Consider the following 11,797-nt stretch of genomic DNA (forward strand, 5'->3'; position numbering starts at 1 on the left):
AAATCTTTAGACAAAAAAATTCTACGAAATGAATCGCAGAATTTTCTAAAATATGAAAAAATAATTTCTTTTAATTGAATGTCGGACAAGTCCCGACTTGTTCCTACATGGTTCTTTTTACTTTTTATCTGGCTCCTCTAATAGGAATCTTCGTGCACCGATAAAACAGCTCTTCCACTTGGATCGTTTGCATTTTTAAAAGCTTCGTCCCATTCCAAAGCAATCGGCGTAGAACACGCTACAGAAGGAACAGAAGGCACCGTCGCAGCTGCAGTTTCACTTGGAAAATGTTCTTCGAAGATCGTTCGGTATCGGTATTCTTCCTTATTTTGAGGAGTATTTAAGGCAAATCTGAATTTTGAATTTTTCATCATTTCATCGGTCACTTCTTTTTCCGCAACTTCTTTTAAGGAATCGATCCAGGAATAACCAACGCCGTCAGAAAACTGTTCTTTTTGTCGCCATGTAATACTTTCCGGCAATAAATCTTCGAATGCCTTTCTCAAGATCCATTTTTCAATTTTCGGTTCGTGTGCTGTAACCATTTTATCTTTCGGATTCAGTCTCATCGCGACATCCATAAATTTTTTATCCAGGAATGGAACGCGGCCTTCAATTCCCCAACTCATCAAAGCTTTGTTGGCTCGCAAACAATCGTAAAGATGAAGCTTGTTTAGTTTTCTTACGTTTTCTTCGTGAAATTCTTTTGCATTTGGTGCTTTGTGAAAATAAAGATATCCGCCAAAAATCTCATCTGCTCCTTCGCCGGAAAGCACCATTTTTATTCCCATTGATTTAATGACTCTCGCCAATAAATACAGCGGTGTGGAAGCACGAACCGTCGTGACATCGTAAGTTTCCAAATGGTAAATCACATCGCGAACTGCGTCTAAACCTTCCTGTACGGTGAAATGGACTTCATGATGAATAGAGCCGATATGGTCCGCAGCTTTTTGGGCAGCAATTAAATCCGGACTTCCTTCCAGACCAACCGCGAAACTGTGTAAACGCGGATACCACGCTTCCTGAGTGTCGCCACTTTCAATTCTATTTCGGGCATATTTTGCTGTAACTGCAGAAATGATAGAAGAATCTAAGCCGCCGGAAAGTAAAACTCCATAAGGAACATCGCTCATCAATTGTCGGTGAACTGCATCTTCCAGAGCTTTTCTAAGTTCTGCAATGTTGGTGGTATTTTCTTTTACATTTTCAAAATCTTCCCAGTCTCTCTTGTACCATTGCTGCATTTCGTAACCGTCAGGACTGAATAAAAAATGTCCGGGTAAAAAAACTTCGATGGATTTGCAGACTCCTTCCAAAGCTTTTAATTCAGAAGCAACATAATAACTTCCGTTTTTGTCCCAACCTTGATAAAGCGGGCAAATTCCCATATGATCACGAGCAACGAAATAAATATCATTTTCGATGTCGTAAATGGCAAAAGCGAAAATTCCGTTCAGTTTATCGACGAAATTTTTTCCATATTTTTGAAATAATGGAATAATGACTTCGCAATCAGATTCTGTTTGAAACTCATATTCAGGGAATTCTTTTCTTAATTCTTTATGGTTATAAATTTCCCCATTTACAGCCAAAACAATTTTTTTATCTTTTGAAAACAAAGGTTGTTTCCCCGAAGTTGGATCAACGATCGCCAATCTTTCGTGAGAAAAAATCACCTTTTCATTTTGAAAAACGCCACTCCAGTCCGGACCACGATGACGGATCTTTTTAGACATTTCTAAAACCTGAGGTCTTAAAATTTCTGTCTTTTGTTTAGCGTCAAATAAGCATACAATTCCACACATTTTTTATAGTTTGATAAGTGATTATTAATAAATGATTAAAATTCTGATGCAAAAGTATTGTAAATGTTTATGAATCGAAACAAAAATTTTAGATAAGTTAATTTTATACTGAAATAAACTTTTAAAGAGGAAAAATTTAAGAGAAAAAGGAAATTTTAGGGTTTGTAGTTTAAAATATTTATTAAGCAAAATCCTTTTCAATAATTTCTTCCATGCAATATTCCGCAATCGCCGTGATCGTTACAAAAGGATTGACGCCGATCGTTCCCGGAATTAAAGAACCGTCGATAACGTATAGATTTTTATGACCATTCAATCTACCATAATTGTCCGTTGCTTTTCCCAAAACAATTCCACCCAAAGGATGGTAACAAACATCGGCGCCAAAACCATTGTGAAAGAGGAGATGAGCACGAGTTCCGCCGTTGGCTTTATTCATGGTACGGAGAAAATACTTAGCGTTGTCTTTCATGTGAGCAGTATGCGACTGATCCCAGTTTAACTGTAATTTCTGGGTCACTGAATCATAATTAACTTCACCATATTTCTTCAGTTTGTTAACCATCAAGTATAAAGAAGTCGCTACATTCAATCCCATTGGTAATGGTGCAATTTCCACAAAAAACGGACGGTCTTTATCTTCCCAATGATCAATGCCACCAACCGGAATCGTAGATTGCTGAAATCCTGTTCCGCCAGAAAAAGCTTTCACCCAGTTTCTTCCCGTCATGAAATTCCCATTATTTCCCCAGTCTTTACCGATTTTATCATCCATCGGTAATTGTTTCATAGCTTTCGATTTTAAAAGTAATTCAAGGGAACCCATCGTTCCGGCGGAGAGAATTAATTTTTTCGTGTTAATGATCTTGTGTTGAATTTCTTCCCCTTTCGTGTTAATGACCGATATATCAATTGAATAAGATTGATCAGGATTTTGAGTAATGTGATTTACCTGATGAAGTTCCAGGATTTCCAGTTTCCCGGTTGCAGAAGCTTTTTTGAGATAGGTTTTGTCTAAAGAATTTTTGCCATGATTATTTCCATAAATCACTTCTCCTGCAAAAGCCGAACGTGGAACTTCCTCTTTATATTCCTTTTCCATATAATTGAAATCATAGACATTGGGAACACGAACCGTTTTGAAACCTGCTTTTTTGGCTTCTTCTTCACCAACTCTGTTGAATTTATAGAAAGAACAATCTTTTAGGAATTCCTCGGAAGCGACATTCGATTTCAATTCTTTATTGGCTAAAGGAAAATATTTGGAGTAAAACTTTTCTGCATCTAAATTCGGAAATACCTCTTTAAAATATTCTTTTTTCGGCGTTACAGCCATTCCTCCATTGACAAGAGAACCACCGCCAACTCCGCGACCGAGCCAGATTTTAATATGTTCAAAATCTAAACGGTCAAGAGCGCCAGTATATTTTTCTAAACTGAAAAGATTGAAGAATGGTGCGATGGTTTTTGTTTTCAACCATGCCGCAGAATGTCCGGGATTAATCATTGAAGAAAATTTCTGCCCGGATTTTTCCCAGTCTAAACCCATTTCCAAAAGCGTTACCGGAATATTTTTTTCGCATAAACGCAATGCTGCAACGGAACCGCCATAACCGGAACCGATGATGACAACATTTTTATCGATCATTTCAAAAGGTTTTCGCAATTCTTCTTCCAAAGGATTTGGAGACTTTCCAAAAAAACTACCCATTCCTAAAAAGAAAAAGGCAGCGGTTCCTAAACTTGTAGCTTGTATAAATTCTTTCCGATTCATTTTTCATTCTAAACAAGAACCGTACTAAAGGCTTCAATCGGGCGATGATTAGATATGTGATACGTTGTAAATAGTGATTTAAACAGATTGCAAATGAATTTTAAAAAATAAATCTTCCGCTAAATATGGAATCAATAATAAATGCGTTTCGGAGGAACGCTATTTTCTTTCAAATTTCTGTAAAAAAAACCACCCTTCATTTTAGCCCCGATCGCAACGGTATCCTTTTTTGAGGAGGAAAGACGAAAAAAAGACCTGCCTGTCGGCAGATAGGTATAGTGGAGAGCGGGTGAGGATTTCGGACAAAGTGAAAATCTTTTTGCTCCCAAAAAAAAGCCACTTCAAATAATGAAATGGCTTTTTGTAGGTATAAAATAAATCTTAAGCTTTTCTTTCGATCAAAGCCATGTAGAATCCGTCGAATCCTTCGCTCGGCATTATTTTTTCTTCTTTGATCAACGAGTAATTTTCGTTATTTTTAAGGAAAATTGCGACTTGTTCGTTGTTTTCACTTGGTAAAATTGAACAGGTTGCGTAGATCATTTTCCCGCCTTTTTTCAAGATCTTAGAGTAATCCTGCAGGATTTTTTCCTGCTCTTTTTTGATACGGTCGATGAATTCCTGGTCAATTTTCCATTTAGAATCCGGGTTTCTTTTCAAAACTCCTAAACCTGAACACGGGGAATCGATCAACAAACGATCTGCCGTTTCGTGCAGTCTTTTGATGACTTTATTGTCGTCGATCATGCGCGTTTCGATGTTATGCGCTCCGGCTCTTTTCGCGCGGCGTTTCAATTCAGCCAGTTTCCATTCGTAAATGTCAAGCGCGATAATCTGACCTTTGTTTTTCATCAAAGCTGCCAAATGCAAAGTTTTTCCACCTGCTCCGGCGCAAACATCTACGACTCTCATTCCTTCTTTCACGTCGAGAAGCTGACCGATCTTTTGGGAAGAAGCATCTTGAACTTCGAACAAACCATCTTTGAAAGCGGTCGTTAAAAACACATTTTTCTTCACGTCTAACTGTACAGCGTCGGGATAACTTTTGATCTGAAAACTGTCAACACCTTCCACTTTCAGATCAGAGATCAACTCTTTCGCTGTTGTTTTCAAAGTATTGACACGAAGAATTGTGGGCGCCTGTTCATTCAGCGCGTACATTTCTTTTTCCCAGCTTGGTCCCAATTCTTTTTCTAAAGTTTCAGCCAACCAATCAGGGATCGAATATTCAACCGCTTTCGTAGGAACGGTATTTTTCTTTAACTTATTAATGATATCGGCAGTTTTCACACCATCGAATTCTTCAAATTTTTTGTAATGTGTTTTTGTCCAGATGCAATAAGCCAAAATTAATTTATAAATATTGCTTGGTTTTACGCCTTCGCCCATGTAATATTCGAGGCGTTTTTTCCAGCGGATAATGTCGTAAAAAATTTGTGCAACAACCCGTCGGTCTTCGCTGCCCCATTGTTTGTGACCTTTTAAAAGCCTTTCTATAACCTTATCTGCGTATTTTCTTTCTTCGAAAAATGTTTCCTGTAAAGCGTCGTGAATACCTATCAAAAGGTTTCTGTGTATCAATTCCATTTCGGATGTTTTAAAGTTCAATTTACCCTCGAATCTTCGGGATATAATTTTTGCAAAAATAAGGTTTTTATACCGAATAATTTGGTTGTCGATTTGGGCGCACATTTCCGTCTTCCGTTCCCGCTTTTTTGCTCCACTTCGTTGCACAAAAAGAGCTCCACTCAAGCCGGGGCGCAGATTCTGTATTTGTAAACAATTCCGTAAAATCAAAAGAGAGGTGTTGGCGTTGTTCGAAAATTTAAACTTGCACTATTTAACTATTTCATGACTCCACATGATGAAATCGCAACTTGTACTCTCTTTATTTTAATAATACCTTTGCAAAAATTACAATTATGAGCGATACAATAGTTTGTCCGAAATGCGAATCAGAATTTACTTACGAACAAGACGGTAAAATGGTGTGTTCCCAATGTTTCCACGAATGGACGCCGGGAGAAACTTCCGACGAAGATAAAATTTTAGATGCACACGGACATGAATTACAAAATGGTGATACCGTAGTTTTAATAAAAGATCTGCCTGTGAAAGGAGCGCCGAAACCTTTAAAATCTGGAACGAAAGTAAAAAACATCAGATTACGTCCGGGTTCAGATCATAATATCGATTGCAAAATTGATGGATTCGGCGCTATGGCCTTGAAGTCGGAATTTGTGAAAAAGGCATAAAAAAAGGAAAAATTTGGACAGGGTTCCGTTTCGAAGACTAGTTGTACAAATAAATTGTACTAATTTCGTCTCAGGGGCAGAAAGAGAATTAACCAAAAATTTCCTTACGTTTTGTATATCAAAGCTAAGAAATATTTGTGCAATAAAAAAGGAATATGAGAAAAGTCAAGTGTACATTCGCAACTGCTTATTTGCCTTGACTTTTTCTTTTTTAAAGGCTGATTTTGATAGGATTTGTGATTTTTCCTGGTGTGTAAACAATTAGATTTTTACCATTAAGAGAAACTTTATTCCAGTAATGACTTCCGGCAAATCGGCTTTCCAAAACCTGGGCTTCATTTCCATCGTTAGAAATTTTGATTTCATGCGGATACCAAAATTTTTTGGTAAGATTCAAGTTTGCTTTTTCCTCCTCAGAAAAAATATTTACTTCCCCAAAAAGCGCTGCGACATATTGATTATAAGGATTATTGTAGGTTTCTTCAGCGTTATCGTTTTGAATTAGTCTTCCTTCCTGCAACACAATAATCTGATCCAACCACGGCATTACTTCCTGAATTTCGTGCGTAGAGATGATCAGCGAAATATTTTTTTCTTTTACATATCTAAAAAGTCTTTCCCGAAGTTCAATCTTTCGCGAAAAATCAATGTTGCTGAAAGGTTCATCAAGCAAAAGAAGTTTTGGCATTACCGAAAGTGCCCTTGCAATCGAAACCCGTTGTTGTTGACCGCCACTTAAATATTTTGGTAAAATAGAGGCGTAATCTTCCAGTCCAACGACGGTGAGAAGTTCAAGGACTTTCTCTTTTTTTTCTTCTAAATTGATGTTAGAAATAAATTTTCCTACATTCTCCGCAACAGTGGAATAGGGCATCAGATCGTAGTTTTGTGCGACCAGTTTCATGTCGTCTTCGCCGGGTACAAGATTTTTTTTCGGTCCTAAGATCGGTTTGTTATCAAAAATAATTTCTCCATTCTCGCCGTCGAGTAAGCCGTAGATCAAATTTAATAAAGTAGATTTTCCGCACCCACTTTCTCCCGCCAATGCAATTGTTTTTCCTTTATGAACTTTCAGGTTAAAATTGCGGAAAAGACTTTTTTCCGGGGAGTGAGAGAAGAATAAATTGTTAATTTCTAATAGCATGTTGCAAAAATAACATATTTGTCCTTAATAGGAATATTTTTATTATTTTAGCACAAATATAAAAATTAAGATTTTTGATGAAAAAAGCAATGAAATTATCTGTTTTATCTGCATTTTGTGCCGCAACTTTATTGGTTTCTTGTGGGAAAGATAAACCTCTGACGAGCCAAAGCAACGAGACGAGCGTCACGAAAGATGGTAATGTTTACGAGTTAGATACTCTGAACAGTAGAATCGAGTGGAAAGGTTTCATGGTATTGAAAAGTGAAAACTCAAGTCATTTTGGAACCATCAAATTCGAAAGTGGTGATGTTACTGTAAAAGACGGAAAATTGGAAAGTGGCAAATTCGTCGCAGACATGAATACTTTAACGTCTGTTGATTTAAAAGATGATGCCGAAAATTTAAATAAACTCAACGGACATTTAAAAAGTGGCGATTTCTTCGAAACTGATAAATTCCCAACAGCTTCTTACGAAATTACAAAGGTGACTCCAAACACTCAAGGCGATTATAATACTTTATTGGATGGAAATTTAACCTTGAAAGGAATTACAAAACCTGTTCAGTTTAATGCGAATGTTTCGGTAAAAGAGGACGAAATAAGTATTTCTACTGAACCGAAAGATATTATGCGTGAAGATTACGGCGTTAAATTCCAGATGCCTATTGAAAATGGAGTGATCAAAGATGAGGTAAATCTTCAAATCTCCATTAAAGCTTTAGAGAAAAAATAAAAATTTACTTCTTATTTAGAAAATCCGTTTCATTCTTTGGAACGGATTTTTTTGTTTCAAATTCTATGGTTAGATAATTAATCTTAAACATCAAAAAATTTCTATAAAAAAAAGGTTGCCTTTCGACAACCTTAATTTTATTATTTCGCTTTCGGAAGCGGATTTGCATTTTTCGCTTCTTCAAATACGGAGAGCGGAATGTGGCAATATCCACCTGGATTTTTATCTAAATAATCTTGATGATAATCTTCAGCTTTGTAGAAATTTTTCAAAGGAATCGTTTCTACGACAACTGGTTTATTATAATTTTTCGCCAATTTCGCAACTTCAGTTTTTACAATGGCTTCAGTAGCCGGATCGGTAGAATAAATTCCGCTTCTGTAATTATCTCCCGTATCATTTCCCTGTCTGTCAATCGTTGTTGGATCAATCGATTTGAAAAACATGTTGATTAAAAGTGGTAAATTGACTTGATCAGCGTCGTATTTTACTTTTACAGTTTCTGTAAAACCAGTAGTATGACTGATTACCTGCTCATAAGTAGGGTTTTTAATTTTTCCGTTTGCGTATCCAACTTCCGTCGCGACAACGCCTCTTATTAATTGGAATAGATGTTCGGTTCCCCAAAAACATCCGCCTGCGAAATAGATTTCTTTAATGTTTTTACCTTCCATATTTGTTTCTGTTTTATTGTTTTCTTCGGCTGGTTTTACTTTAGCTTTGGTGCAAGAAAAGGTAGTCGCTGCAAAAACGCCAACTCCAAAGATAAATGCCAAGAGTGTTAAAATATTTTTCATTTTTTTCTTATTATTTTTAATCATTATTTTTGAATTAATTTTTGTTCTAAATGCAAATATCAAGCTGAAATTTAGATAACCTAAAAGTAATTTTCTATCGCCATCATTGGTTATATTCAGCAAGAAATACTTGTGATTTGATATACGAGGAATATTCATTCAAGGTTTGTTTTTTTTAAAATTAGAATATTTAATAATTGCCCAAATCAATATTTCATAATCGTTTCAAAATCATTAAATTTGCCAACTTATCATTAAGCCAAAGCTAATCGCTAAAAAGCCCAATCAATCATGACTTCACAACAAATAAGACAACAGTTTTTAGATTTTTTTAAAGAAAAACGACATCTCATCGTTCCTTCCGCACCAATTGTGTTGAAAGATGATCCAACTTTGATGTTCTCAAACTCTGGAATGACGCAGTTTAAAGACTATTTTTTAGGATATAAAGAACCGAAATCTCCAAGAATTGCTGACACCCAAAAATGTTTGAGAGTTTCCGGCAAACACAATGATTTGGACGATGTTGGTCGTGACACGTATCACCACACCATGTTTGAAATGTTGGGAAACTGGTCTTTCGGCGATTATTTTAAAAAAGAAGCGATTGATTATGCGTGGGAATTGTTGACCGAAGTTTATAAAATTCCGAAAGAAAATTTATACGTAACTATATTTGAAGGCGATGCATCTGAAAATTTGGATCGTGATAATGATGCTTACAATTTCTGGAAAGCTCATATTTCTGAAGACCGAATTATCAACGGAAACAAAAAAGATAATTTCTGGGAAATGGGCGAAAGCGGACCTTGTGGACCTTGTTCAGAAATTCATATCGATATTAGAACAGCGGAAGAAAAAGCCAAAGTTTCCGGTTTAGAATTGGTCAACAACGATCATCCACAAGTGGTAGAAGTCTGGAATCTGGTTTTCATGGAATTTAATAGAAAAGCTGATGGAAGCTTAGAGAAATTACCTGCTCGTCACGTTGATACCGGAATGGGATTTGAGCGTCTTTGTATGGCTTTACAAGGAAAGACTTCCAATTATGATACCGATGTTTTCACGCCTTTAATTGCAAAAGTAGAAGAGCTTTCAGGAAAAAAATATACTGGAATTTTAGAAGACGAAAAAGATATTGCAATCCGTGTTTTAGTGGATCATATTCGTGCCGTTTCTTTTGCAATCGCTGATGGACAGTTGCCTTCGAATGGCGGAGCAGGATATGTGATTCGCAGAATTTTGAGAAGAGCGATTTCTTATTCTTACCGTTTTTTAGGAATTAAAGAACCTTTCCTTTTTGAATTGGTTGCAGTTTTAAGAAATGAAATGGGCGACTTTTTCCCGGAATTGGTGAAGCAACAAAAATTGGTTACTGAAGTCATTAAAGAAGAGGAAACATCATTCTTAAAAACGATCGAGCACGGTTTGAAAAGAATCGATCTCATCATCAACGAGACCATTTCCAAAAACGAAAAAACGCTTCCCGGAGCTGCAGTTTTTGAATTGTATGATACTTATGGATTTCCCGCAGATTTATCGCGAATTATTGCTGAAGAAAAGAAGTTGACAGTTGATGAAAAAGGCTTTGATGAAGAAATGGAAAAGCAAAAACAGCGTTCCAAAAAATCATCCGCACAGAAAGTTTATGATTGGGTTATTCTGGAAGAAAAGGCAGAAGCTTTTGTTGGTTACGACCAGATTGAAACGGAAACCTACATTACAAGATACCGAAAAGTTGAAAATAAAGACGGCGAATTTTTCCAGATAGTTCTTTCAAAATCTCCTTTCTATCCGGAAGGTGGTGGACAAATCGGTGATAAAGGAATTTTAATTCCAAGTTACGCGGAAGGTTTTGATATTTCTAAACCTAGGATTTCTGATATCAAAGATTGCACGGAAATCATCGAAGTTTTAGAAACCAGAAAAGAAAATAACCTGATCGTTTCTTTAATTAAAGATTTGCCGAAAGATGCAGGTGCTGTATTTTACGCAAAAGTAAACGCATCTGAAAGAAGAAATTCCCAGGCGAATCACTCGGTTACGCATTTGTTGCATGAAGCTTTGCGCGAAGTTTTAGGAACGCATGTTGAGCAAAAAGGATCTTTTGTAAGTCCGGAATATTTACGTTTTGATTTCTCTCATTTTTCAAAAATTAATGAAGAGGATCTGAAATTGGTAGAAGATAAAGTCAATAAAAAAATCAAAGAAAATATTGCTCTTCAAGAATTTCGTGATATTCCAATGACTGAAGCGATCGAGAAAGGAGCGATGGCACTTTTCGGAGAAAAATATGGCGATAAAGTGCGAATGATCCAGTTTGGTTCTTCGAAAGAATTGTGTGGAGGAACGCACGTGAAGTCAACCGGCGAGATCGGCCACTTTAAAATTCAAAATGAAAGTTCTACCGCAGCCGGAATTCGTCGTATTGAAGCGATATCTGGAGATCAATCGTCTGCGTACTTCAATAATTTGGAAAGCCAGATGAAAGAAATTTCAACTTTATTAAAATCTAAAGATCTTGCAAAATCTGTTCAGAAATTAATGGAGGAAAATACTGCTTTAAAATCTGAACTAGAATCCTTTAAAAAAGAAAAGGCAAAAGGTGAAACTGCAAATTGGAAAAATGATTTTATTGAACAATCTGGTAAAAAATTGTTGGTCAAAAAAGTTTCTATGGATGCGGGAAGTGTAAAAGACATCGTATTTCAACTGAAAAAAGAAATGCCCAATTCTGTTATCGTAATAATTTCTGATGCTGACGAAAAACCAATGATCACCGTTGGAGTTTCTGCAGATTTAGAATCGCAATATCACGCCGGAAACATCGTAAAAGATTTAGCAAAAGAAATCCAAGGCGGCGGCGGCGGAAATCCCGGATTTGCAACTGCGGGTGGAAAAAATTTAGCAGGAATCGAAAATGCATATCAGAAAGCACTTTCTCTTTAAAAATTATAGAAAACGCTTATTTTTAGAACAAAAAAATTCCCGGAAAATAACTTTCTGGGAATTTTATATTTATCAAGAAATTTTTATTTATTTTCTACCACCTCTTGCAACCAGAGCAATGATGAGAATTAAAACAAGCGCACCAATTATCCAAACTAATGGATTGCTCATCCAATCTCCACCCATCATGTTTCCACCTTTATTCACATCGACATCCACTTTTAAATCTGGAGCTTTCTCTTGTGCTTTTACTAAAACTATTGCTAGATTTGCCATAACGGCTACTGTAAAAAATTGAATTTTTGAAAGTAAATTTGTGCGAGTCATGATTTT

Annotated in this window: 9 protein-coding genes; 3 read left to right on the plus strand and 6 right to left on the minus strand. The window is 36.3% G+C overall.

Going from position 1 to position 11,797, the window contains the following annotated elements; genetic code table 11:
* Positions 1–137: 137 nt before the first annotated feature.
* The 3 genes from asnB to OA86_RS09010 all read right to left on the minus strand — a co-directional run bounded on the left by asnB (position 138) and on the right by OA86_RS09010 (position 5,169).
* Complete coding sequence (gene asnB / locus OA86_RS08995) at positions 138–1,808, minus strand: asparagine synthase B (RefSeq protein ID WP_039351906.1); 1,671 nt, start codon at positions 1,806–1,808, stop codon at positions 138–140.
* Between the two features lie 181 nt (positions 1,809–1,989).
* Positions 1,990–3,582, minus strand: a complete 1,593-nt coding sequence (locus tag OA86_RS09000; protein WP_039351909.1) for a GMC family oxidoreductase N-terminal domain-containing protein — start codon at positions 3,580–3,582, stop codon at positions 1,990–1,992.
* A gap of 381 nt (positions 3,583–3,963) precedes the next feature.
* Positions 3,964–5,169, minus strand: coding sequence for an RsmB/NOP family class I SAM-dependent RNA methyltransferase (locus OA86_RS09010; protein ID WP_039352245.1), 1,206 nt, complete (start codon positions 5,167–5,169; stop codon positions 3,964–3,966).
* Between the two features lie 335 nt (positions 5,170–5,504).
* Between OA86_RS09010 and OA86_RS09015 the strand changes: the two genes are divergently transcribed.
* Positions 5,505–5,837: a zinc ribbon domain-containing protein YjdM gene (locus OA86_RS09015; RefSeq protein ID WP_039351914.1), complete on the plus strand. Its 333-nt coding sequence runs from the start codon at positions 5,505–5,507 to the stop codon at positions 5,835–5,837.
* 211 nt (positions 5,838–6,048) lie between these two features.
* On the opposite strand, the gene OA86_RS09020 is transcribed toward OA86_RS09015, so the two are convergent.
* Positions 6,049–6,981 (minus strand): ABC transporter ATP-binding protein, encoded by a 933-nt coding sequence (locus OA86_RS09020; RefSeq protein ID WP_039351917.1) that lies wholly within the window; start codon positions 6,979–6,981, stop codon positions 6,049–6,051.
* Between the two features lie 77 nt (positions 6,982–7,058).
* Between OA86_RS09020 and OA86_RS09025 the strand changes: the two genes are divergently transcribed.
* Complete coding sequence (locus tag OA86_RS09025; protein WP_039351920.1) at positions 7,059–7,718, plus strand: YceI family protein; 660 nt, start codon at positions 7,059–7,061, stop codon at positions 7,716–7,718.
* Between the two features lie 140 nt (positions 7,719–7,858).
* Here OA86_RS09025 and msrA read toward each other — a convergent pair whose 3' ends face one another.
* On the minus strand, positions 7,859–8,515 hold the full coding sequence (msrA, locus tag OA86_RS09030) for a peptide-methionine (S)-S-oxide reductase MsrA (protein WP_039352248.1): 657 nt from the start codon (positions 8,513–8,515) through the stop codon (positions 7,859–7,861).
* Positions 8,516–8,806: 291 nt separating this feature from the next.
* Between msrA and alaS the strand changes: the two genes are divergently transcribed.
* Complete coding sequence (gene alaS / locus OA86_RS09035; RefSeq protein ID WP_039351923.1) at positions 8,807–11,464, plus strand: alanine--tRNA ligase; 2,658 nt, start codon at positions 8,807–8,809, stop codon at positions 11,462–11,464.
* A gap of 87 nt (positions 11,465–11,551) precedes the next feature.
* Here alaS and OA86_RS09040 read toward each other — a convergent pair whose 3' ends face one another.
* Positions 11,552–11,791 carry a hypothetical protein gene (locus tag OA86_RS09040; protein WP_039351925.1) on the minus strand — a complete coding sequence of 80 codons (240 nt, stop codon included), beginning with the start codon at positions 11,789–11,791 and terminating at the stop codon, positions 11,552–11,554.
* Positions 11,792–11,797 lie beyond the last annotated feature (6 nt).

Origin of the sequence: Kaistella jeonii (assembly GCF_000812865.1) — a bacterium.
Taxonomy (GTDB): domain Bacteria; phylum Bacteroidota; class Bacteroidia; order Flavobacteriales; family Weeksellaceae; genus Kaistella; species Kaistella jeonii.

Bases quoted from the DNA above. Each gene is read 5' to 3' on its own strand.
- OA86_RS09025 (WP_039351920.1), top strand. From the start codon at position 7,059: ATGAAAAAAGCAATGAAATTATCTGTTTTATCTGCATTTTGTGCCGCA.
- OA86_RS09000 (WP_039351909.1), bottom strand. From the start codon at position 3,582: ATGAATCGGAAAGAATTTATACAAGCTACAAGTTTAGGAACCGCTGCC.
- asnB (WP_039351906.1), bottom strand. From the start codon at position 1,808: ATGTGTGGAATTGTATGCTTATTTGACGCTAAACAAAAGACAGAAATT.
- alaS (WP_039351923.1), top strand. From the start codon at position 8,807: ATGACTTCACAACAAATAAGACAACAGTTTTTAGATTTTTTTAAAGAA.
- OA86_RS09040 (WP_039351925.1), bottom strand. From the start codon at position 11,791: ATGACTCGCACAAATTTACTTTCAAAAATTCAATTTTTTACAGTAGCC.
- OA86_RS09015 (WP_039351914.1), top strand. From the start codon at position 5,505: ATGAGCGATACAATAGTTTGTCCGAAATGCGAATCAGAATTTACTTAC.
- OA86_RS09010 (WP_039352245.1), bottom strand. From the start codon at position 5,169: ATGGAATTGATACACAGAAACCTTTTGATAGGTATTCACGACGCTTTA.
- msrA (WP_039352248.1), bottom strand. From the start codon at position 8,515: ATGAAAAATATTTTAACACTCTTGGCATTTATCTTTGGAGTTGGCGTT.
- OA86_RS09020 (WP_039351917.1), bottom strand. From the start codon at position 6,981: ATGCTATTAGAAATTAACAATTTATTCTTCTCTCACTCCCCGGAAAAA.